The 21,937-nt window shown below is 68.1% G+C and carries 23 protein-coding genes and 1 tRNA gene; 17 read left to right on the top strand and 7 right to left on the bottom strand.

All coding sequences use genetic code 11. The features are described 5' to 3' along the window. Positions 1-26: 26 nt before the first annotated feature. Positions 27-111: transfer RNA gene (locus NYO99_RS14895), tRNA-Leu, on the top strand. 52 nt (positions 112-163) lie between these two features. On the opposite strand, the gene NYO99_RS14900 is transcribed toward NYO99_RS14895, so the two are convergent. Then, on the bottom strand, positions 164-2,179 hold the full coding sequence (locus tag NYO99_RS14900) for a putative bifunctional diguanylate cyclase/phosphodiesterase (protein ID WP_268168016.1): 2,016 nt from the start codon (positions 2,177-2,179) through the stop codon (positions 164-166). Between the two features lie 105 nt (positions 2,180-2,284). On the opposite strand from NYO99_RS14900, the gene NYO99_RS14905 reads away from it, so the two are divergent. From NYO99_RS14905 to NYO99_RS14935, 7 genes are all read left to right on the top strand, one after another. After that, complete coding sequence (locus NYO99_RS14905; protein WP_268168017.1) at positions 2,285-2,638, top strand: HU family DNA-binding protein; 354 nt, start codon at positions 2,285-2,287, stop codon at positions 2,636-2,638. A gap of 12 nt (positions 2,639-2,650) precedes the next feature. Beyond that, on the top strand, positions 2,651-3,688 hold the full coding sequence (locus NYO99_RS14910; RefSeq protein ID WP_268168018.1) for a LacI family DNA-binding transcriptional regulator: 1,038 nt from the start codon (positions 2,651-2,653) through the stop codon (positions 3,686-3,688). A gap of 247 nt (positions 3,689-3,935) precedes the next feature. After that, a complete protein-coding gene (locus NYO99_RS14915) occupies positions 3,936-5,237 on the top strand; it encodes an HD-GYP domain-containing protein (protein ID WP_268168019.1) in 1,302 nt (433 codons plus the stop codon). A gap of 56 nt (positions 5,238-5,293) precedes the next feature. Next, positions 5,294-7,372 (top strand): putative bifunctional diguanylate cyclase/phosphodiesterase, encoded by a 2,079-nt coding sequence (locus NYO99_RS14920; protein WP_268168020.1) that lies wholly within the window; start codon positions 5,294-5,296, stop codon positions 7,370-7,372. 46 nt (positions 7,373-7,418) lie between these two features. Next, on the top strand, positions 7,419-7,742 hold the full coding sequence (locus NYO99_RS14925; RefSeq protein WP_268168021.1) for a DUF1840 domain-containing protein: 324 nt from the start codon (positions 7,419-7,421) through the stop codon (positions 7,740-7,742). Continuing rightward, the gene (locus NYO99_RS14930; RefSeq protein ID WP_268168022.1) at positions 7,742-8,386 is read left to right on the top strand and encodes a histidine phosphatase family protein; all 645 of its coding nucleotides are present in this window, start codon (positions 7,742-7,744) and stop codon (positions 8,384-8,386) included. The genes NYO99_RS14925 and NYO99_RS14930 overlap by 1 nt, the downstream gene beginning before the upstream one ends. Positions 8,387-8,528: 142 nt before the next feature. After that, entirely contained in the window at positions 8,529-9,485 is a 957-nt protein-coding gene (locus tag NYO99_RS14935; protein WP_268168023.1) for a porin, read from the top strand. Positions 9,486-9,576: 91 nt separating this feature from the next. Here NYO99_RS14935 and ruvB read toward each other — a convergent pair whose 3' ends face one another. The 4 genes from ruvB to NYO99_RS14955 are packed head-to-tail and all read right to left on the bottom strand — an operon-like array spanning position 9,577 to position 13,278. After that, positions 9,577-10,635 carry a Holliday junction branch migration DNA helicase RuvB gene (gene ruvB / locus NYO99_RS14940; protein ID WP_268168024.1) on the bottom strand — a complete coding sequence of 353 codons (1,059 nt, stop codon included), beginning with the start codon at positions 10,633-10,635 and terminating at the stop codon, positions 9,577-9,579. Beyond that, a complete protein-coding gene (gene ruvA / locus NYO99_RS14945) occupies positions 10,632-11,201 on the bottom strand; it encodes a Holliday junction branch migration protein RuvA (protein ID WP_268168025.1) in 570 nt (189 codons plus the stop codon). The genes ruvB and ruvA overlap by 4 nt, the downstream gene beginning before the upstream one ends. Positions 11,202-11,228: 27 nt before the next feature. Next, entirely contained in the window at positions 11,229-11,882 is a 654-nt protein-coding gene (locus NYO99_RS14950) for a response regulator (RefSeq protein WP_268168026.1), read from the bottom strand. 25 nt (positions 11,883-11,907) lie between these two features. Then, the gene (locus NYO99_RS14955) at positions 11,908-13,278 is read right to left on the bottom strand and encodes a sensor histidine kinase (RefSeq protein WP_326494835.1); all 1,371 of its coding nucleotides are present in this window, start codon (positions 13,276-13,278) and stop codon (positions 11,908-11,910) included. 134 nt (positions 13,279-13,412) lie between these two features. Here NYO99_RS14955 and NYO99_RS14960 point away from each other — a divergent pair, with 134 nt between their 5' ends. Then, the gene (locus NYO99_RS14960) at positions 13,413-14,372 is read left to right on the top strand and encodes a PhoH family protein (protein WP_268168060.1); all 960 of its coding nucleotides are present in this window, start codon (positions 13,413-13,415) and stop codon (positions 14,370-14,372) included. After that, the gene (gene ybeY, locus NYO99_RS14965) at positions 14,369-14,818 is read left to right on the top strand and encodes an rRNA maturation RNase YbeY (RefSeq protein WP_268168027.1); all 450 of its coding nucleotides are present in this window, start codon (positions 14,369-14,371) and stop codon (positions 14,816-14,818) included. The genes NYO99_RS14960 and ybeY overlap by 4 nt, the downstream gene beginning before the upstream one ends. 1 nt (position 14,819) lies before the next feature. Here the strand turns inward: ybeY and NYO99_RS14970 are convergent, their stop codons facing one another. Both NYO99_RS14970 and hemB read right to left on the bottom strand, forming a co-directional pair. Further along, on the bottom strand, positions 14,820-15,923 hold the full coding sequence (locus tag NYO99_RS14970; RefSeq protein WP_268168028.1) for a magnesium transporter CorA family protein: 1,104 nt from the start codon (positions 15,921-15,923) through the stop codon (positions 14,820-14,822). A 5-nt stretch (positions 15,924-15,928) separates the two neighbouring features. Then, complete coding sequence (hemB, locus tag NYO99_RS14975) at positions 15,929-16,945, bottom strand: porphobilinogen synthase (protein WP_268168029.1); 1,017 nt, start codon at positions 16,943-16,945, stop codon at positions 15,929-15,931. 303 nt (positions 16,946-17,248) lie between these two features. Here hemB and NYO99_RS14980 point away from each other — a divergent pair, with 303 nt between their 5' ends. Genes NYO99_RS14980 through lipB form a run of 7 tightly spaced genes read left to right on the top strand, consistent with a single transcriptional unit; the run spans position 17,249 to position 21,935 of the window. Continuing rightward, positions 17,249-17,677, top strand: coding sequence for a CopD family protein (locus NYO99_RS14980; RefSeq protein WP_268168031.1), 429 nt, complete (start codon positions 17,249-17,251; stop codon positions 17,675-17,677). Positions 17,678-17,727: 50 nt separating this feature from the next. Beyond that, positions 17,728-18,828, top strand: a complete 1,101-nt coding sequence (locus tag NYO99_RS14985; RefSeq protein WP_268168032.1) for a VanZ family protein — start codon at positions 17,728-17,730, stop codon at positions 18,826-18,828. 16 nt (positions 18,829-18,844) lie between these two features. Further along, positions 18,845-19,171, top strand: a complete 327-nt coding sequence (locus NYO99_RS14990; protein ID WP_268168033.1) for a (2Fe-2S) ferredoxin domain-containing protein — start codon at positions 18,845-18,847, stop codon at positions 19,169-19,171. Continuing rightward, the gene (locus NYO99_RS14995; protein ID WP_268168034.1) at positions 19,168-19,791 is read left to right on the top strand and encodes an alpha/beta hydrolase; all 624 of its coding nucleotides are present in this window, start codon (positions 19,168-19,170) and stop codon (positions 19,789-19,791) included. Before NYO99_RS14990 ends, NYO99_RS14995 begins: the two co-directional genes overlap by 4 nt. A gap of 9 nt (positions 19,792-19,800) precedes the next feature. Further along, positions 19,801-20,946 (top strand): D-alanyl-D-alanine carboxypeptidase family protein, encoded by a 1,146-nt coding sequence (locus NYO99_RS15000; protein ID WP_268168035.1) that lies wholly within the window; start codon positions 19,801-19,803, stop codon positions 20,944-20,946. Positions 20,947-20,956: 10 nt separating this feature from the next. Further along, positions 20,957-21,241 (top strand): DUF493 family protein, encoded by a 285-nt coding sequence (locus NYO99_RS15005; protein WP_268168036.1) that lies wholly within the window; start codon positions 20,957-20,959, stop codon positions 21,239-21,241. A gap of 16 nt (positions 21,242-21,257) precedes the next feature. Then, positions 21,258-21,935 carry a lipoyl(octanoyl) transferase LipB gene (lipB, locus tag NYO99_RS15010; RefSeq protein ID WP_268168037.1) on the top strand — a complete coding sequence of 226 codons (678 nt, stop codon included), beginning with the start codon at positions 21,258-21,260 and terminating at the stop codon, positions 21,933-21,935. Positions 21,936-21,937: the final 2 nt, after the last annotated feature.

Genomic DNA, 21,937 nt, shown 5'->3' on the forward strand with positions numbered 1-21,937 from the left:
CGGGCTATACTGCGAGGCTCCTGAAAGCCCAGGTGGCGGAATTGGTAGACGCACTAGTTTCAGGTACTAGCGGGTAACTCCGTGGAGGTTCGAGTCCTCTCCTGGGCACCAAACGAAAAAGGCCAGCACGAAAGTGCTGGCCTTTGCCGTTTCTGGGGTGCGCTCAGCGCGTGCCGTGAAACCAGCGCGCTTCGAACTCACCCGCGCTGACGCCCTTCCCAAGCCACCACCCCTGCCCCCAGTCGCAGCCCATCTGTCGCAGGGCCAGCATCTGAGCCTCGGTCTCCACGCCTTCTGCGACGACGTCCAGGCCCAACTCATGCGCCATCGTGACGATGGCTCGGCACAGCGCCAGCGCCTTGCCGCCATCCCCGAGCCCGGCGACAAAGCTGCGGTCTATCTTCACCGTGTCGATGTCGTGGTGCTGCAGGTAGCTCAGCGATGAGTAGCCGGTGCCGAAGTCATCCAGCGAGACGGTCAGCCCGGCGTTGCGCAGCGCGCGCAACCGGTCGACGACGGCCTCGTCGCGCTCCAGCAGCAGCCCCTCGGTGATTTCCACGGCCAGCGCGTCGCCGCCCAGCCCCATGGTGAGCAGATGTCGGGCCCAGTCTGTCTGCGCGCGTTGGCCGCGCTCACCGAGGAACTGCACCGGCGACTTGTTGATGCTGATCTGGAAGCCTGTCTGACCCGCTGCGCGCCAGGCCTGCGCTTGGGCCGCCGCCTCGCGGAATACCCAGTCGCCGATGTCGACGATCAGCCCGGTGGCCTCGGCGATGGGGATGAATTGCGCCGGGCTCACGTTGCCCAGATGTGGGTGCTGCCAGCGCAGCAAGGCCTCGGCCTTGCGCGGCGTGGCGCCAGGATCGTGCAGCGACAGGATGGGCTGGTAGACCAGGCTGAACTGCCCCAGCGCCAGCGCGTCGCGCAACTCTGCAGCCAGCCGCGTGCGTTGATGCGCGGCCTCATGAAGTGCCGGCGTGAACAGGCTCATGCGGTTGCGGCCGGCGCCCTTGGCCTCGTACAGCGCCAGATCGGCATGCTTGAACAGGGCCTCGATCTCCTGGCCGTCGCGCGGCGCGAGGCTCACGCCGATGCTGGCCGACACATAGACGCGCTCGCCGGCCACCTCGAAGGCGTCGGCCAAGGCGCGCAACAGCGTCTGGCCGACGCGCCGGGCTTCGGGCTCGATGGGGGCGGCGGCCAGCATCAGTGTGAACTCGTCGCCGCCCATGCGTGCCACCACGCCGCCAGCAGGCGTGCAGCGCTGCAGGCGTTGCGCGACCTGCACGAGCAGCGCGTCGCCCGCGTCGTGGCCGAGTGAGTCGTTGATCTCTTTGAAGTGGTCCAGGTCCACGAACATCACGGCGAGTTCTCGTGGGCGTGTCAGCGCTTCCTCGAGGTGCTCGCGCAAGGCTCGGCGGTTGGGCAGTCCGGTCAGGGTGTCGATGCGCGCCTGCTGCCAGGCCTGCGCCTCCTGGCGCTTGCGGTCGGTGATGTCGGTGTGCGTGCCCACCATGCGCAGCGGCCGCCCCTGCGCGTCGCGCGCGATGACCATGCCGCGGCTCAGCACCCACTTCCATGTGCCGTCCCGCGCCAGCACACGGTGTTCGTTGCGGTAGATGGGCGTACGTCCGGCGAAGTGGTCCTCGCGGTCCCGTGCCATCTGGGCGAGATCGTCCGGATGCGTGCGCCGGTCGAAGGCCTCGGGCGTCGCTTCGATGTCGCCCGGCTCGAAGCCGTAGAGCCGCAGGTAGCGGTCGGAGAAGTGTTCGACACCGGCCTGCACATGCCAGTCCCACACGCCGTCACCGCTGCTCTCCAATGCCAGCTTCCAGACCGCGTCAGCCTCATGCAACCGTTGCTCGGCGGCGCGCCGGGCGGCGATGTCGGTGTGCGTGCCCAGCCACAGGGGTGAGCCGGGCAGGCGCTGGGCCTGGGCGAGCACCCAGGATCCGCCGAGGCGGTATTCCATCTCGAAGTGGTCATGGGCTTGTGCGCGCGCCCATGCCGCCAGGAAGGCGGCGCGGTCGTCGGCCGCAAGCAACTCGGCCAGCGGTCGCGGCAGTGCCGGGTGCGCCAGCGCCTGTCCCATGCGTGCGTTCATCCACACCACGCGCGCCTGCGCGTCCGCCTGCCAGGCCTGTTGCGGCAGGGCGTCCAGCAGCGAGGCAAAGTGCACGTCGGACGGCATTGGCGATGGATGCGAGGCTTTGCCCCGACTGTATGCGCCACAATCGCGCCCGCCCGAGCCGTTCGGGCGCGTAATTTCGCGAGACCCCCCGCAATGAACAAGACCGATCTGATCGAACACCTGGCCGCCAAGCACGAGCTGAGCAAGGCTGAAGCCGGCCGCATCCTCGAGACGCTGCTGGACGCTGTCGTCACCACCGTCAAAAAGGGTGGTGCCGTGTCGATCCCCGGCTTCGGCTCCTTCAAGCAGCACGCCCGTGCTGCCCGTAACGGCGTGAACCCCAGCACCGGCGCCAAGATCAAGATCGCCGCCGCCAAGCTGCCCAAGTTCACCCCGGGCGCTGGCTTCAAGGCTGCCGTGGACCCCAAGGCTGCTGCCAAGAAGGCTGCTGCCAAGCCGGCCGCCAAGCCCGCGGCCAAGCCTGCCGCAAAGGCCAAGAAGAAGTAATTCTTCGTCTCGATGAGCGCGCGCGGCGGCAGCCCCACCATCGTTGACGTCGCCCGCGAGGCGGGTGTCTCGATCAAGACCGTCTCGCGCGTGCTCAACCATGAGCCTGGCGTGCATGAAAGCACGCGGGATCAGGTGCTCAAGGTGGTGGAGGCGCTGCGTTACCGGCCCAAGCAGTCGGCCCGCAGCCTGGCTGGTGGGCGCTCCTTCCTGATCGGCCTGCTGTACTACGACCCGAGCGCCAACTTCGTGGGCAGCGTGCAGCAAGGTGCCACGCTGCGCTGCCGCGAGCTGGGTTACCACCTCGTCGTCGAGTCGCTGCACAACGATGCGCCCGACCTGCGCCAGCAGATCGACCGCATGGTGCTGGCGCTGCGGCCGGACGGCATGATCCTGACGCCTCCGCTGTGCGACAACCCCGAGGTGCTGGCCGCGCTGCGCGAGAGTGGCACGCCGTGCGTGCAGATGTCGCCCGAGCGGGACATCCGCGGTGTGCCGTCGGTGCGCATGGACGATGTTCACGCGGCCGAGGAGATCACCAACCTGCTGCTCAGCCTGGGCCATCGGCGCATCGCCTTCATCAAGGGGCCGCCGGATCAATCCGCCAGCGCCGCGCGCTACGAGGGCTTCGTCAACGCCCTGCGGGCGCATGACCTGCAGCCCGACGCCGAACTGGTGCGGCCGGGCAACTTCACCTTCGCCAGCGGCCGCGATGCGGCGCACAAGCTGCTCAGTGGCCGGCAGCGGCCGACGGCGGTGTTCGCCAGCAACGACGACATGGCGCTCGGCGTGCTGGCCGCCGCGCATCGCCTGGGTCTGAATGTGCCCAGCGAACTGTCGGTGGTCGGCTTTGACGATTCCTCCACCGCATCGTTGGTCTGGCCGCCGCTCACGACGGTACGCCAGCCGGTGGCGGAGATGGCGCGTGCTGCCGTTGAGATGCTGGTGTTCGGGCACAAGTCCGGTGTTGCGACGACGACGGACGAGGCCGACCTGCACAAGGTGCTGCCGCACGAGCTCATCGTGCGTGATTCCACGCGGGCCTGCTGAACCCACGCGCTGCCGGGCGAGCATGGGCGCGAAGGCCATGCATTCCTTCGCGTTTGCCCCGACAAAGGCACAGAATTTCGTTCACGTTCAGGCGCTAAGCTCCACACTGCACCGGCCGGGGAATTTTCCCGGGTGGCCGGGTGAGCAAGCGACCGAGTTGACGCGCAGCGCGAGGTCGACCCAGTGCCGTGGCAGCGATGCCCGCCGGGGTCGCACCGAGGGGTGCCGTGAGCGTGGGTTTGAGTGAATGCAGGATAGATCAAACGATCCGCTGATCGATGTCAGCCAATTGACCGTCGGGATGTTCATCCACCTGGACCTGGGGTGGATGTCGCATCCGTTTCCGCTGTCCAGCTTCAAGATTGCGTCCAGTGATCAGCTGCTGATCTTGAAGCGGCTCGGCTTGACGCAGGTGCGTTGGAGCCCGGCCAAGAGCGACCTCTCGCTGCAGCCCGTCGTCACGCCCCTGAGTGCGGAGCCTGACGCGCAGGCTGATGTCGAGACGGCCACGCAGGCGGCCGAGCCCTCGCCCGAAGAGCTGGCCCGCGAGGCCCATCGCCGTGCGCTGGCTGCTCAGCGCGAGGCGCTGCGCCTTTGCGAGGCGCAGTACGGCGAGGCGGCTGCGGGCTTTCGCAGCGTCATGGACAACGTGCAGTCCGACCCGCATCAGGCGCGCAGCCTGGCCGAGGGCCTGACGGCTGCATTGCTCGACAAGATGCTGGTCGAAGGCGACCTCAACATGCGGCTGCTGAACGAGGCCGCGGGTGACCGCTCCACGGCACATGCGCTGAATGTCTGCATCATTGCGTTGCTGCTGGGCCGTGCTTTCGGTCTGGGCCGCGACGAGATGATGGATCTGGGCGTCGGTTCGCTGCTGCACGACGTCGGCAAGCTCGAGGTGGCCGCGCGGCTGCGCCATCGCGACGAGAGCTTCACCTCGGCTGAGACGACGGCCTATCAGCAACACGTGGCCAAGGGCGTTGCCATCGCGCAGACGATGGGGTTGGCGCCTGCGCCGCTGCTCATCATTGCGCAGCACCATGAGCATGCGGACGGCAGCGGGTTCCCGCAGCGCATCAACATGGACCGCATGAGCACCGGTGCGCGCATCGTGGCGCTGGTTAACCGTTTCGACGGCCTGTGCAACCCGCTGATTTCCTCCAAGGCGATGACGCCGCACGAGGCGCTGTCGCTGATGTTTGCGCAGGGGCGCAATCGCTTCGATGCGACCATGCTGAATGCGTTCATCCGCATGATGGGCGTCTACCCGCCGGGATCCACCGTGCAGCTGACCGATGACCGCTACGCGTTGGTCGTGTCGGTGAACTCGGCGCGGCCGCTGAAGCCGCGCGTCATGGTTCACGACCCGAAGGTGCCCAAGGAAGACGCCCTCATCCTGAACCTGGAAGAGATGCCCGACCTGGGCATCCGTCGCAGCCTGAAGCCGCAGTTCCTGCCGCGCCCGGCGCTGGACTACCTGAGCCCGCGTGCGCGCATCGCGTATTTCTTCGACGCCGTCAGCACGGGGCCCGGGGAGCTGGCCGCGTGACCAACAGCCGCGAGGCGACCTCAGGCCTGTCTCGCGCACCCGCAGCGCCTTCTGTGATGGAGGCACTGCTCGAAGGCCTGCCCGAACCGGCATGGCTGGTCGACGGCGAGAGCCTGACCGTCAGCGTCATCAACCGAGCAGCATTGCGCCTGCTGGGCCTCAAGCCCGAGCGGGCGCTGGGGCAGCAGCCGGCCACGCTGTGCGGCTCGCTGGAGGATGAGGCTTTCTGGCAGGGGGCAGCGCGCGACCCCTTCGCCCGCATCCGTTCCGACACCGTGCTGACGCACAGCGACGGCCAGCCCCGTTGGGTCAGCCGCGCCATCAGCCCCATTCACACGCCCGAGGGTGATCGCTACTGGCTGGTCATGTTGCACGACCAGACACGGCGGCGACGCGCCGAGGCGGAGCGCGAGACGCTGCTGGCCGAACTGCGGGCGACGCTGGAGTCCACGGCCGACGGCATTCTTGTCGTTGACCTCGCCGGCCGCGTGCGCAGCTTCAACCGACGCTTTGCCAAGCTGTGGGGCCTGCCGGGCGGTCTGCAGCACGAGCCGGGCGACGCCGGGCTGTGGCTGAGCCTGCAGCGCGTGATGCACGACGGTGAGCAGTACCGCATGCGCATCGAAGCGCTGCTGGATGCGCCGCTGATGCGCTCCAGCGACATGCTGCGGCTGGCCGACGGCCGCGTGCTGGAGCAGGTCTCGCTGCCGCAGATGAGCCGTGGCGAGCCCATCGGCCGCGTGTTTTCCTTCCGTGACCTCAGCGAGAAGCTCGCGGCCCATCAGCGCATCGAGGAGCTGGGGCGTTCCGACGTGTTGACCGGCGCACCCAACCGTCGGGCGTTGGCCGACCGCATCATTCAGCAGATGGCTGCAGGCGCCGACGGGGAGCCCCCGCCGGTCTTTGCGCTGCTGCACCTGGACCTGGACCGCTTCAAGCAGATCAACGACACGTTGGGGCACAGCTATGGTGACCGCGTGCTGCGCGAGGTGGTCGAGCGTCTTCAGGGCGCCGTGGGCGCCCATGACACGCTGGCCCGCTTGGGCGGTGACGAGTTCGCACTGCTCATCGACGGGGCTCAGATGTTCGAGGCCGAGGCCGCGGCGCGTCGTGTGCAGCAACTGCTGGCCCAACCGTTCAGCTTCGACACGCTGAGCTTCACTGTCACTGCGAGTTGCGGCATCGCGCTGTACCCCGGCGACGGCGGTTCGCCCGACGAACTGCTGGCCAGCGCCGAGCGGGCCATGCATTGGGTCAAGGAGAGCGGCCGCGCCGGCTTCCGCTTCCACGTGCCGCGCAAGGAAGTGGATTTGCTGTCGCGCATGCGGCTTGATCACGCGATGCGCCAGGCCCTGGCCGAAGGGCGATTCCGGCTGCACTATCAGCCGCAGGTCGAACTCGGCAGTGACCGGGTGATCGGCGCCGAGGCGCTGATCCGCTGGCGCGACCCGCAGCGTGGCGACATCTCGCCGGCTGAGTTCATCCCGCTGGCCGAGGAAAGCGGCTTTGTCGTCGCCATCGGCGATTGGGTGTTGCGTGAGGCGGTCGACCAGGCCGCGCACTGGCTCAGCCGTGGCTTGCGCATGCCGGTGGCTGTCAACGTGTCGGCGCTCCAGTTCCAGCAGGCGCACTTCGTCGACAGCGTTGCCTCGGCACTGCGCGACGCAGCCTTGCCCGCGAGCATGCTGGAGTTGGAGCTCACCGAGGGTGTCCTGGTGGGGGATGCGGACGAGGGCCTCAAGCGCATGCAGGCGCTGGCGGCCTTGGGCGTCACGCTGTCGATTGATGACTTCGGCACCGGCTACTCATCGCTGGGCTACCTGAAGCGCTTCCCCATCCAGCGTCTCAAGATCGACCGCAGTTTTGTGCAGGGCCTGCCCAATGACCCCAGTGATGTGGGCATTGCCAATGCCATTGTCCAGATGGGGCGTGCGCTGGGCTTGCAGGTCATTGCCGAGGGCGTCGAGACCGAGGCGCAGCGCGACTTTCTGGCCCAGGCCGGCTGCCACGAGTTCCAGGGCTACCTGTTCGCGCCCGCCCTGCGCCCCGAGGAGTTCGAGCAGCGCGTGCGGCCGCGGCGGCATGTCGTGGACGCGGCGGTGTCCGGCTGGCTGGGGCTTGCCAGCGCCGGCTGAGACCGGCTGAAGTCGGCGCAGCGCAAGGCGGGCGCAGAATGCCGTCATGCTTTATTGCTTCAAATCCAAGGCGGGTGCCGATGTCGTCATGCTGGCGGAATCGGGCGATGCGGTGTTGCGTCTGATGGGCCGTGAGCCCGCGCCGCGCGGCATCCTGCAGTCGGTGGACCTGCCGGCGCTGCTGCAGGCCTTGCAGGCCGGTGTCGACGCTGACGACGCCGAGTTCCAGCGCCGCGTCGATGCTGCCAAGGCGGCGGGTGAGCCGGAACCGCGCCGACCCAGCGTGACCTTGCGCCAGCGTGCCTGGCCGCTGCATGAGCTGATGACGCGCAGCCAGCGGCACGGTGCCGATGTTGTCTGGGGCGTGTGATGCTTGAGGAGCCCACGCGCGTCATCCTCATCCGCCACGGTGAGACGGCCTGGAACCGGGCTACCCGCATCCAGGGCCATACCGATATTCCGCTGAGTCCGCTCGGGTTGGCCCAGGCGCAGCGTCTGGCTGAGGCGCTGGCGGACGAGTCGCTGGCGGCTGTCTATGCCAGCGACTTGAGTCGCGCACGACAGACGGCCGAAGCGCTTGCAGCCGGCCGCGGGATGCCGGTGCACCTGGACGCTGGACTGCGCGAACGAGCCTTCGGCCGCTTCGAGGGGCTGAGCTGGGAGGAAATCGCGCAGCGCTTCCCGGACGACTCGGTCCGTTGGCGCCGTCGCGAGCCCCATTTCGAGGTCGGCGGCGGTGAGAGTCTTCACGCCTTCAGCGCCCGCTGCGTCAGCGCTGCGCGGCGCGTCGTGGCGGCGCACCCGGGCCAGGCCATCGCGCTCGTGGCCCATGGTGGCGTGCTGGACTGTCTCTATCGAGCCGCCACTCGCACCGCGCTGGATGCGCCGCGCAGCTGGCAGCTGGGCAACGCCACCATCAACCGCGTGCTGGCAACGAGTGAAGGCTTCACCCTGGTCGGTTGGAACGATGACCGGCACTTGGCCGGCTTGGCTGCAGACGACGTCGCGGCCTGAGGCGGTCAGTGCTCCCTAGCCCGACTGTTGCGCAGGAACATCGCCCTTCTCGTCGCGTGAAAACTCGCTCCTATACTTCTTTGCATCTGATTTCGAAGGTAGGTTTTTCCAACCCGCCGCAACCCATCTACAAAGGTTCACGATGAAGAAGATCGCCCTTGTCGCCGCCCTGGCTGCCGCCACTGCTGCCCCCGCCTTCGCACAAAGCTCCGTCACGCTGTGGGGCCGCCTCAACACCACCGTGGAAAGCCAGAAGGTCGGCAACCAGGACCGCAAGTCCGTCGTGGAAAACAACAACTCCCGTCTGGGCCTGCGTGGCACGGAAGACCTGGGTGGCGGCCTGAAGGCGTCGTTCAACCTCGAGCATGGTCTGAACTCCGACACCGGCGCTGCTTCGGGTGGCTCGCAGTTCTGGAACCGCCAAGCCAACGTCGAACTGACCGGCTCGTTCGGTACGGTTCGCCTGGGCAGCTGGTTCCCGGATTCGTACTTCTCGACCGTGGACCGCACCAGCAACCACAACCACGACACCGGCTCGTCGTCTGACGCGCTGTTCTCGTCCTTCGCTTTCGGCTTCCGCACCAACAAGGTCGGCTACTTCTCGCCCACCGTGAACGGCTTCAGCTTCAACGCCAGCCTGCACGCGGGTGAAGGCGCCGCCGGCGACGCCCGCGCGATGGACCTGTCGGCCAACTACGAGGTGGGTGGCCTGCACGTTGCGGCTGCTTACTCGCAAGCCGACACCGCCACGAAGCGCAAGAACTACACGTTCGAAGCCGACTACTCGTTCGGCCCCTTCCTGGTGGCTGGCTACGTGCAGCGTGAAACCGCTTCCCGCTTCAAGTCGCGCAACATCGCCCGCGTGTCGGCCATGTACACGATGGGTCAGTCGGAGTTCCACTTCAACATCGGCGGCACCAAGGCCGGCGCTGACGGCACCTTCCGCACCGCTGGCGCTTCGCAGTGGACGCTGGGCTACAACTACAACCTGAGCAAGCGCACCAAGGTGTACGGCTACATCACCGACATCGACCAGAAGCTGCCCAACGGCGCTGGCGACTTCAACTCGCTGGCTGTGGGCGTGCGCCACAACTTCTGATCCTCGGGATCAGTCAGGAAAAGCGCCCTGCGGGGCGCTTTTTTCATGCCTGCACGGCGGCGGTGCCGCCGCTGGGTACGGGCCGGTGAGGTCAGTCGCCGAACAGCCCGGGGCCGGCCTTGTTGCCCGGTGGCGTCAGGCCTAGGTGGCGGTAGGCCGCCAGCGTCGCGACGCGGCCGCGTGGCGTGCGCTGCAGGAACCCCTGCTGGATCAGGTAGGGCTCGATGACGTCCTCGATGGTGCCGGCCTCCTCGCCGATGGCGGCCGCCACGTTCTCCAGGCCGACGGGCCCGCCATCGAAGCGGTGCACGACGGCCTCCAGGAACTTGCGGTCCATCAGGTCAAAGCCCTGTGGGTCGACGTCAAGCATGGCCAATGCTTTGTCGGCGATGCCGGCGACGATGCGGCCGTCACTTTTCACCTCGGCGTAGTCGCGCACGCGGCGCAGCAGCCGGTTGGCGATGCGCGGCGTGCCGCGCGAGCGGCGGGCGATCTCCAGTGCGCCGTCGGCATCGATGGGCGCGTTGAGCAGACCGGCGGAGCGCGTCACGATGCGCTGCAGCTCGGCCGGCGTGTAGAACTCCAGCCGCGCCACGATGCCGAAACGGTCGCGCAGCGGATTGGTCAGCATGCCGGCGCGCGTCGTCGCGCCGACCAGCGTGAAGGGCTGCAGGTCCAGCTTGATCGAGCGGGCGGCCGGACCCTCGCCGATCATGATGTCGATCTGGTAGTCCTCCAGCGCCGGGTACAGGATCTCCTCGACGACCGGGCTCAGGCGATGGATCTCATCAATGAAGAGGACGTCGTTCTTCTCCAGCCCCGTGAGGATGGCCGCGAGGTCCTTGGGTTTCTCGAGCACCGGGCCGGAGGTCTGGCGCAGGTTCACGCCCAGCTCGGCCGCGATGATGTGGGAGAGCGTTGTCTTGCCCAGGCCCGGTGGGCCGAACAGCAGCACGTGGTCCAGCGCCTCGCGGCGCTTGCGGGCGGCACCGATGAAGATTTCCAGCTGCTCGCGGGCCTTGCTCTGGCCGACGTAGTCGTCCAGCAGCTTGGGCCGCAGCGCGCGCTCCAGCGCTTCCTCGCGGCTGGACTCGGGCGCCGCGCTGACGATGCGTGGTGTCGGGGCGAGGTCGTCGGTCTGGATGCTCATGAGAGTTTCTTGAGGGCCAGCTTGATGCCGTCGCTGACGCCCACGTCAGGCGGCAGTGCCTTCAGCGCCGTGCCGGCGTCCTTCTCGCTGTAGCCCAGCGCGACCAGCGCCTGCAGGATGTCCGCCTGGTTGTCGTTGGCCACGGTGGTGGGCAGCGCGAGGTCGGGGCCGAGCTTGCCCTTGAGCTCCAGCAGCAGGCGTTCGGCCGTCTTCTTGCCGATGCCCGGCACCTTGGTCAGCCGGCCGGCTTCCTGGCGCGACACGGCCTGCGCAAGCTCCGAGACCGACAGCCCCGACAACAGGCCCAGTGCCATCTTGGGGCCGACACCGCTGATCTTGATGAGCTGGCGGAACGTGGCGCGTTCCTCGTGCGTGAGGAAGCCGAACAGCTGGTGCGCGTCCTCGCGCACGGTCAGGTGGGTGAGCAGCACGGCGCGCTCGCCGAGGCTGCCAAGGTTGAAGAACGTGCTCATCGGCACGTCGACTTCGTAGCCGACGCCGGCCACATCGATCACCACCTGGGGCGGTGTTTTCTCGGCGATGACGCCGCTGAGTCTTCCGATCATGGCCCGATTATCCGGGCCGGCTCAGCCTCAGTTGCGACCGAACAAACCCAGCCGCTGCGCTTCCAGCGCGGCCTCGGCGCGCGAGCTCACATTGAGCTTGCGGTAGATCTGCTTCACGTAGTCGGCGATGGTGTGGCGGGACAGGCCCAGCTGCACGCCGATCTCCGGCAGCGTGAAGCCCTTGGCCACGCGCAGCAGCACCTCGGTCTCGCGGTCGGTCAGCGACACCTCGTGCAGCAGCGAGGCGGCGGGCTTCTTCACCTGCGCGGCGAAGTAGGCGATGACCTTGCGTGCGATGGACGGCGACAGCGGCGGCTCGCCCTGGCTCATGCGCTGCAGCTGCTCCACCAGCAACTCGCGCGACTGCTCCTTCAGCAGGTAGCCGAAGGCGCCGGCTTGCAGCGCGGGGAACAGGTGTTCGTCGTCGTCGTGGATGGTGACGATGACGGACTGGACTTCCGGCTGCTTCTCGCGCAGCGCGGCGATGACGTCGACGCCCGAGCCGTCCGGCAGGCCCAGGTCCAGCAGGGCCAGCGTGAAGCGCTGGCTGTTGACCAGGGCCAGTGCGTCCTGCACGCGCGAGCATTCGGTGATCTGCGCGTTGGCGAACACCTGCTTGATCAGGGCCTTCAGCCAGGCGCGGATCTCCGGGATGTCTTCGAGCAGCAGGATGTGGTTCATGGGGGGACCTTCGGGGGAACGAAAACTAGAGCGGGATCGTCAAGCGGATGACGGTACCCCAGCCCGGGCCGGATTCGACCAGGCACTGGCCGTGCATTTGCTTGGCGCGTGACTTCATGCTCGCCATGCCATGGCCACGGTCCAGGCGGCCATCCAGCTCGGTCGGGATGCCCTGGCCGTTGTCCTGGATGGTCAGGATGAAGTCGCCATCCTGCACGGCGCTGGAGATGGTCGCGTTGGTGGCGCCGCTGTGTTTGATGATGTTGCTGACCGACTCGCGCAGGATGCGCGTCGTCTGCACGTAGGAGCGGGCCTGGAAGGTGTGCTCGATGTCCTCGGCCGGGCTCTTCCACTCGGCCAGGATGTTGGCCTGGCCCAGCCGCGACACGACCTCGGCGCGCCAGTCGCCCAGTGCGTCGATGAGGTGCACCGGCTTGCCGGTCAGGCCGCGCACCGACAGCCGCATCTCCTCCAGCGCCTCACGCGCCAGCGTCGAGATGCGGTCGGACTCGCTGGTGTGCACGATGGTCAGCAGCTTGGCGCCGAGGTCGTCGTGCAGGTCGGCGGCGATGCGCTTGCGTTCGCGCTCGGTCACCTGCTCCAGCTTCTGCTCGGCCAGCTGGCTGTGGCTGCGCTCCACCTCGGCAATGCGCTCATTCATGCGCTGCTCGATGGCGGTGGCGCGTTTCTCGGCATCCACACGCGCCTGGGCGACGTTATTCACGACCTGCAGGCCCAGCGCCAGCATCAGCAGCGGCAGTGCCAGGCTCAGCCACGGCGAGGCGGTCAGCCACAGTGATTCACTGAGCGGCGCCAGCGCCAGCTCACCCAGCAGCGCCAGCATGGTGGGCAACAGCAGCAGCGCCATCAGCCGCAACTCGCGCTGCAAGCCGTCGTCGGGGTCGGCCTTCAGCCGCAGCCTGCGCAGCCAAAGCGCCCAGCCCATGGCTGCGACCAGTTCCAAGGTCAGCACCACATTCCACACGGCGGGCAGCACGTCCAGGCGGCCACCGGTCAGCAGCAGGCTGGCCGGTACTACCAGACACTGGATGAGCAGCGCATGGTCTATCCAGCTGCGCTTCCAGGCCATCTGGCGCAGCAGGTACTGCACGCCGCACAGCACCAGCAGCGTCATCAGCAGCGGCCGCAGGCCAGCCGCTGCCGGGGCGCCGGCGGCGCGCAGCACCACCCAGCTCAGCATCATGCCGACGAGGAAGTTGGCCGCGCGCTCGCGGTGGTGCAGGCCGGCCACGAGGCCCACCACGGTGGCCATCAGGGCCAGCATGGCGGCCACCCAGCCGCGCAGGATGGCGGCCCAGTCGGGCGTGGCGAAAGCTTGGGCGTGGGCGAGGGCGGGCCAGCACAAGGCCGCACAGACGAACAGGGCAGCAGGCAATCGCCGAGGCCAGCAGGCCCGCGGCGCGGTCAAAGCAATCATGGGCCGGCATTGTGAGGGAGGCCGCCAGGCCCGGCGGCGGGGAATGCCCCAGCGCGGCGACAATTCAGGCTTTCCGTTTGCCGGTGTCCGCCTTGATTCTTCGCTTTGCCTTCGAACCCGTCGACAACACCCGCCTGGCCCGTGTCTGCGGCAGCGTGGATGCGAATCTGCGCGACATCGAAGCGGCGCTCGGCGTCAAGATCTCGCGGCGCGATGCCGAGTTCCGCGTCAACGGCCTGAAGGCCGCCGCCGAGCGCACGCAGTCTCTGCTGGAGGCCTTGTACGAGCGTGCCCGCCGCCCGCTGGCGGCCGAGACGCTGCAGCTCGCGCTCGTGGAGGCCCAGGCGCCCGCGCCCACCAAGACCGGCCCCGATGGCGATCTGGTGCTGCGCACGCGGCGCGCCGATCTGTCCGCCCGCACGCCGCGTCAGCACCAGTACCTGCAGCAGATCCTGTCGCACGACATCACGTTCGGCCTCGGCCCGGCCGGCACCGGCAAGACCTTCCTGGCCGTGGCCTGTGCGGTGGACGCGCTGGAGCGCGCCAGCGTGCAGCGCATCATCCTGACCCGCCCGGCCGTCGAGGCCGGCGAGCGCCTGGGTTTCCTGCCGGGCGACCTGACGCAGAAGGTCGACCCCTACCTGCGCCCGCTGTACGACGCGCTGTACGACCTGCTGGGCTTCGACCGCGTCACCAAGGCCTTCGAGAAGGGGCAGCTCGAGGTCGCGCCGCTGGCCTTCATGCGCGGCCGCACGCTGAACCACGCCTTCGTCATCCTGGACGAGGCACAGAACACCACGCCCGAGCAGATGAAGATGTTCCTGACCCGCATCGGCTTCGGCAGCCGCTGCGTCGTCACGGGCGACACCAGCCAGATCGACCTGCCGCGGGGTGTGACGTCCGGCCTCATCGACGCCGAGCGCGTGCTGGCCAAGGTCAAGGGCATCGCGATGACGCGTTTCACCAGCGCGGACGTCGTGCGCCACCCGCTGGTGGCGCGCATCGTTGAGGCCTATGAAGCGCGCGCCAAGCGCGAAGCGAGAGAAGCATGAGCCCCCGTCCCGAACTGAGCCTGTCCCTGCAATTCGCCGACCCGCGCCACCGCGCGGTGCTGCCGCGCCACAAAGTGCAGCGCTTCATCCGCGCGGCGTTGGAGCTGCCGGGCGAGCTCACTGTGCGCATCGTCGGCGCCGAGGAAGGCCGCGCGCTGAACCGCGAGTACCGCAGCAAGGACTACGCGACCAACGTGCTGACCTTCGACTACAGCCACGAGCCGGTCGTTGGCGCCGACCTCGTCATCTGCGCCGAGGTGGTGGAGAAGGAAGCCGCCGAGATGGGCATCCCGCTGCTGGATCACTACGCCCACATGCTCGTGCACGGCACGCTGCATGCGCAGGGCTACGACCACGAGGAAGACGACGAGGCCGCCTGCATGGAGTCCCGCGAGACCGAGATCCTCGCCGGTCTTGGCGTGCCTGACCCCTACCGGCGCGGCTGAGTTATTGGCTGCTGAGGTAGCGCTTGCGGCGGAACAGCAGCCACAGGCCCATGGCCAGTGCGCCGATCAGCGCGATCGCTTCCCAGAAGCCGTAGGCGTTCTTGATCAGCGGCATCCACTCGAAGTTCATGCCGAAGATGCCGGTGATCAGGTTCAGCGGCAGAAAGATGGCCGTCAGCACGGTCAGCGTGCGCATGATGCTGTTGGTGCGGTGACCGAGTGCGCTGAAGTGCATCTGCACGGCAGATTCCGCTGACGATTCCAGACGCCGCACGTGCGTCAGCACGCGCTCCACATGCTCCAGCACGTCGCGTGATCGCACGCGCAGCAACTCGCGTTCGCGCGTGACCTGCGGGTCGCCATCGGCCGGCCATTCGTCCAACGCGTCTATCCACTCCTGGATGGCGCTGCGCTGGTCCTCGCAGGTGTCTTCCAGCCGGTGCAGCGCGTCGCGGCTTTCCAGCAGCAGCGGCCAGTCGTCGAAGTCGCTGCTCTGGTCCAGCAGCACGCGCTGCAATGTGCCCAACTGGCGCGTCAGCAGCCGCCGCAGTTCCAGGTAGCTGTCCACCATGTGGTTGACCATGCGCAGCATCAGGTCGGCCGGGCTGGTCGGCAGTCGCGCACCGCCCCGGGCCGGTGCCTTCTCGCGGCCCTCGGTCAGCCGATCCAGCTTGTGGGCAAAGAACTCGCGCACTTGGCAGTCCGTCGGGTGCACGGTGACCAGCACGCGGTCGAACACCGCAAAGCCCACCGGGCTGGTGTCGATCGCGCGCAGCGCGCGCTGCGCCGAGGCCAGCGTGCCGTGCTCGTCATCGACGAACAGGTCCTGGCTGCCCGGCGCCGCAGCCAGGCGGCGGAACACCAGCATGTCGTACCAGGACGTGTAGTCGAAGTGCGAGGGCAGCTGGTTGTTGATCAGGTCCGACACATGCAGGTCGACGATGTTGCCGCAGCCCCAGCGCGACAGCGCCTGCTGCACGGCCGCCTCGCCCACCTCGAACTCGCGCCGCCCGTAGCCCAGCCATAGGAAGCCCTGGGCCGGCAGCGCCTCGGGCAGGGCGGGCAGCTCGGTGAAGCTGTCGGCCTGGATGTGGAAGACCCGCATGGGGCTCAGCCTCGTTTGAGCAGCCGGGCGGCGTCCAGCGCGAAGTAGCTCAACACACCATCGGCACCTGCGCGCTTGAAGGCCAGCAGCGATTCCATCATGACGGCATCGTGGTCCAGCCAGCCGTTGGCGGCGGCGGCCTTGACCATCGCGTATTCGCCACTGACCTGGTAGGCGAAGGTCGGCACGCGGAATTCGTCCTTCACGCGGCGCACGATGTCCAGGTAAGGCATGCCGGGCTTGACCATCACCATGTCAGCGCCTTCAGCCAGATCCAGCGCCACTTCGCGCAAGGCCTCGTCGCTGTTGCCGGGATCCATCTGGTAGGTCTTTTTGTCGGCCTTGCCCAGATTGGCAGCAGAGCCCACCGCGTCGCGGAAGGGGCCGTAGAAGCTGCTCGCGTACTTGGCGCTGTAGGCCATGATGCGCGTATGGACGTGGCCGGCGGCTTCCAGCGCCTGGCGGATCGCGCCGATACGCCCGTCCATCATGTCGCTGGGGGCGACGATGTCCACGCCTGCGTCAGCCTGCACCAGCGCCTGCTTGGCGAGGATCTCGACAGTCGTGTCGTTCAGGATGTAGCCGGTCGCGTCGATGACGCCGTCCTGACCGTGGCTGGTGAACGGGTCGAGTGCCACGTCGGTGAGCACGCCCAGTTGCGGGAAATTGGCTTTGAGCGCCCGCACGGCACGCGGCACCAGGCCGTTCGGGTTCAGCGCTTCGGCGCCGTCGGGTGTCTTCAGCGCCGCATCAATGACGGGAAACAGCGCGATCACCGGCACACCCAAGTCCACGCACTGTTCCGCCGTGCGCAGCAGGTGGTCCAGGCTCTGCCGGGACACGCCGGGCATGCTGGCCACGGCGTCCAAGCGGTTCTCGCCCTCATGGATGAACACCGGCAGGATGAGGTCGCTGGCCTGCAGCGCATGCTCGCGCACCAGCGCGCGGGTGAAGGCGTCGCGGCGCAGGCGGCGGGGCCGGGCGGCGGGAAAGGCAGCAGGTGTCAGAAGTGAGCGGGCCAAGGCAAATCCTAGAGCGGGACAAGCAGTTGAAGAGGCTGCGGCCCGGCGCGTGATGGACGACACATCCCGGCGTCATTTATTCGTGACGCCCCCGCTCAAGCGCGCTAAACTTGAGCCCGAATGATAGCCGCAAGGCCGTTGTTCCCTGCTTTTCCTCCCTGAGCAGGAGCCTTAGCGTGATGACAGCGATAAGGCTTTCTCGGCCCCGGTTTTGACCGGGGCCTTTTTTATTTTCGGCACCGTGTCTGCGCACCCTTGGCGGATCCGATATGGGCAGTGGAAACCCTGCCCATAATCGCCGCCATGCTCTGGGTCAAAGCTTTTCACATCGTCTTCGTCGCTGCGTGGTTTGCGGGCCTGTTCTACCTGCCGCGCATCTTCGTGAACCTCGCCATGGTGCCGGCCGACAGTCACGCCGAGCGCGAACGCCTGTTGTTGATGGCGCACAAGCTGCACCGGTTCACGAGCATCCTGATGGGCGTGGCGCTGGCGCTGGGCCTGTGGGTGTGGATGGGTTGGGGCGTGGGCCGCTTTGCGGGCGCGGGCTGGCTGCACGCCAAGCTGCTGCTGGTGTTGGGCGTGATCGGCTATCACCACATGAACCGTCGTCTGTTGCGAGGCTTCGAGGAGCTGTCCAACCGGCGCAGCCACCGCTGGTTCCGCGTCTACAACGAGGTGTCGGTGCTGCTGTTCGCTGCCATCGTGGTGCTGGCGACGGTCAAGCCCTTCTGACCGGCATGGCAGTTCCCCGCCAGGCGGCGTGCCGCATCGATGGCTGAGCCATGAGGCGTCGGCAGAGCTCCGCCACCTGGCTGCTCCTGGCCCATGTCGGCTTGGTCATCTACGCCAGCCTGTACCCGTTCTGGCCCTGGCGCTGGCCGCCGGGCCTGGGTGTGCCGTGGCTGTTCAGCCTGCCGTGGCCGCGCCAGTTGTTTGCCTATGACCTGGAGGCCAACCTGGTGGGCTACATCCCGCTGGGCCTGCTGGGGTTTGCCGCGGCCATGCGTTCGGGCTGGGGCGTGCGGGGCGGGTTGCTGCTGGGCCTGCTGCCGGCACCGTTGTTGTCGCTCACGATGGAGACGCTGCAGTTCAGCCTGCCCGGGCGGGTCCCGTCCTTGTCCGACTGGGCGCTGAATACGGTGGGCGGCGTGCTGGGGTGCGCGCTGGGCTTGGCGCTGCATGGCCTGGGGGGCTTGCGCCGCTGGGAGGATGTGCGCGACCACTGGTTCGGCAGCAGCAGTGCGCCGGCCCTGGCCTTGCTGGCGCTGTGGCCGGTGGCGCTGCTCTACCCGACGCCGCTGCCCTTCGGCCTGGGACAGTGGCTGCCCTGGTGGCGTGATCTGCTGCTGGAGGCGCTGGCCGGCACGCCCTGGGCGCTGAGCTGGGGCGAAGCGGTCACGGTGGAGCATGAGTTGCCGCCCGGCTTGCAGTCGCTATCCATCGCGCTGGGCCTGGTGGCGCCGGTGCTGCTGATGATCACGGTGGCCCGGCCCGGGCTGCGCCGCCTGGTGCTGGCGGGTGGCGCGATCGCGCTGGGCCTGGCGGGCACGGCGACCTCCACGGCCATGGTGTTCGGTCCGGGCCATGCCTGGGCCTGGCTCAGCGACGCGACCCGGCCCGGCGTGGGCGCGGGCCTGGTGCTGGCCGCGCTGGCCTGCCTGCTACCGTCGCGGGTGGCCGCGGCGCTGGGGCTGTTCGCGCTGTGCGCGCTCATCGGGCTGATCAGCGTCGCGCCGAGCGACCCCTACCTGGCTCTGAACATGCAGGCCTGGGAGCATGGCCGTTTCGTCAACCTCTACGGGCTGACGCGCTGGGTGGCCTGGACCTGGCCCTTTGTGGCCCTGGTCTGGCTCGCCGCGCGGCTCGTGCAGAAATCACAGTGAGCGAGAATCCACCGCGATGAGTTACTACCAGCGTCACGTCTTTTTCTGCCTGAACCAGCGCGCCAATGGCGAGGCCAGTTGTGCCGACCACGACGCGCAGGGCGCTTTCGACCACTGCAAGTCCCGCGTGAAGCAACTGGGCCTGGCCGGCAAGGACGGTGTCCGCGTCAACAAGGCCGGTTGCCTGGATCGGTGCGCGGGCGGCCCGGTCGCCGTCGTCTATCCCGAGGCGGTCTGGTACTCGTGGGTGGATCAGAGTGACATCGACGAGATCGTGGAGAGCCACCTGCGTGACGGCAAGGTGGTCGAGCGCCTGGTGCTGCCGGAGTCCGTTGGCCGATGAACGCGCAGACCGAGAAGCGCCTCGTGCCCGGCCCGGCCGGCCAGATCGAGGTGGCCATCGACCTGCCGCCGGCTGGCGTGGCGCCTGTGGGCATGGCGCTGATCTGCCACCCTAACCCCACGCAGGGCGGCACGATGGACAACAAGGTCGTGCAGACGGTGGCGCGCGCGTTCCTGCAGCTGGGCTGGCGTGCCGTGCGCTTCAACTTCCGTGGCATCGGCCAGTCCGAAGGCGCATGGGACGAGGGCCGCGGCGAGGTGGATGACGCGCTGGCCGTGCTGGACGCCGTGCGCGTGCCCGGCGAGGCGCTGGTGCTGGCCGGCTTCTCGTTCGGCGGCTATGTCGCATCGCGCGCGGCGCAACGTCTGGCAGAGCCTGCGCAGCGCCTGGTGCTCGTGGGCCCGGCGACCAGCCGTTTCGACACCGCGCCCGTGCCGGCCGACACCGTGGTCATCCACGGCGAGGTGGACGACGTGGTGCCGCTCTCGTCCGTGCTCGACTGGGCGCGGCCGCAGAGCCTGCCCGTCACCGTCGTCCCCGGCGTGGGCCATTTCTTCCATGGGCAGCTGCCGCTGCTCAAGTCCCTGGTGGTGCGTGCCTTTGATCCGGCGCGTGCCTGAATTGAATCGATGAAAAGACTGCTTGCTTCCTTCCTCGCCGCCGTGGCGCTCACCGCCCAGGCCCAGGTGCCTCAACCGCCCGAGCTGGCCGCGCGCAACTACGTGCTGATCGACCTGACCGCGCAGAAGACGCTGGCCGAGCGCGATGCCGACACGCCGCAGGACCCGGCGTCGCTGACCAAGCTGATGACAGCCTACGTCGTCTTCAACGCGCTGCGCGACAAGAAACTGACGCTGGAGCAGGCGCTGCCGGTCTCCAAGCGTGCGTGGGACGAGCGCAAGGGCGACCCGTCGCTGATGTTCATCGACACGACGATGACGCCCAAGGTCGACGAGCTGCTGCGCGGCCTCATCATCCAGAGCGGCAACGACGCGGCGGTGGCGCTGGCCGAGGGCGTGGGCGGCACGGTCGAGGGCTTTGTGCAGCTGATGAACCGCCAGGCCCAGGCCTGGGGCCTGAAGAACACCGAGTTCAAGAACGTCACCGGCATGAGTGAGCCCGGCCACAAGGCCAGCGCCCGCGACATCGCCGTCATCGCGTCCCGCATCATTGCCGACTTCCCCGAGTACTACGGCTACTACTCGCAGCGCGACTACACCTTCAACAAGATCCGCCAGGACAACCGCAACTTGCTGCTGCGCCGCGACCCGACGGTGGATGGCATGAAGACCGGCTATACCGAGGCTGCGGGCTACTGCCTGGTGTCCAGCGCCAACCGCGACTTCCCGAACGGCAAGCGGCGCCTGCTGTCGGTGGTGATGGGCACGAACTCCAAGGAGGCCCGCGCCAGCGAGAGCCAGAAGCTGCTGAACTGGGGCTACACGGCCTTTGACGCGGTCAAGGTGTTCGACGCTGGCAAGGCCATCAAGACCGTGCCGGTCTGGAAGGGCGAGTCCAAGGAAGTGAAGCTGGGCGCGGCGGGCGCGGTGTTCGTGACCGTGCCGCGCGGCGACGGCGGCAAGCTGCAGACCCAGGTCGAGCACACCGATCCGCTGGTGGCGCCGCTGAACAAAGGCCAGCGCGTGGGCACGCTGCGCGTGACAACGACCGCCGGCGCACCGGTGGCCGAGGTGCCGCTGATCGTGCAGGAAGCCGTGCCCCAGGCCGGCCTGATGGGCCGCGCCTTCGACTCCATCCGCCTGTGGATCAAGTGAGGCCCGCGCCATGAACCTGCCGCCCGAGATTCCGCCCGAGCAGTCGCTCATCGAGTACCCGTCGCAGTTCCCCATCAAGGTGATGGGGGCGCATGTCGAAGGCTTCGTCGAGGCCATCACGCACGTGGCGCGCCAGTTCGACCCCGGCTTCGATGCGTCCACCATCGAGCAGCGCCCCAGCAAGGGCGGCAACTACCTGGGCCTGACCATCACCATCACCGCCACCAGCCGCGAGCAGCTGGACGAGATCTACCGGACGCTGACGACGCATCCGATGGTCAAGGTGGTGCTGTGAGCGCCTGCCTGCGCCCATGATCGTCAGGCTGCTCGGGCGGGTCGACTACCTGCCCACGCTGGAGGCCATGCGCGCCTTCACGGCCGCGCGGGTGATGAGCGACGCGGACACGCCGGACGAACTCTGGCTCTGCGAGCACCCGCCCACCTTCACGCAAGGCATCGCCGGCAAGCCCGAGCACCTGCTGCTGCCGGGTGATATCCCGGTCGTGCCCACGGAGCGCGGCGGCCAGGTCACGTACCACGGCCCCGGCCAGGTGACGGCCTACCCGCTCGTCGACCTGCGCCGGCTGGGCATCTATGTGAAGGAGTACGTGTTCCGGCTGGAGGCTGCGCTGATCCAGACGCTGGACAGCTACGGCGTGACCGGCCTGCGCGTGGCCGGCGCCCCGGGCATTTACGTGCGACCGGCCGACCCCGGCGCCCACGCAGCATCGGCCGGCCCGGCAGACCCGGCCGATGCCTTCAAGGGCCTGGCCAAGATCGCGGCCCTGGGCATCAAGGTCAAGCAGCACTGCACCTTCCACGGGCTGGCGCTGAACGTGGCCATGGACCTGGAACCCTTCCAGCGCATCAACCCTTGTGGCTATGCGGGCCTGGAAACCACATCCCTCGATAAAATCGGGGTTTGCACCGACTGGCCGACCGCGGCCGGCCGGCTTGCCGAGCGGCTCTCGGCGCAGCTGACACCCTGACC

The organism is Roseateles hydrophilus (genome assembly GCF_026712245.1).
GTDB classification, from domain to species: Bacteria; Pseudomonadota; Gammaproteobacteria; order Burkholderiales; family Burkholderiaceae_C; genus Pelomonas; species Pelomonas hydrophilus.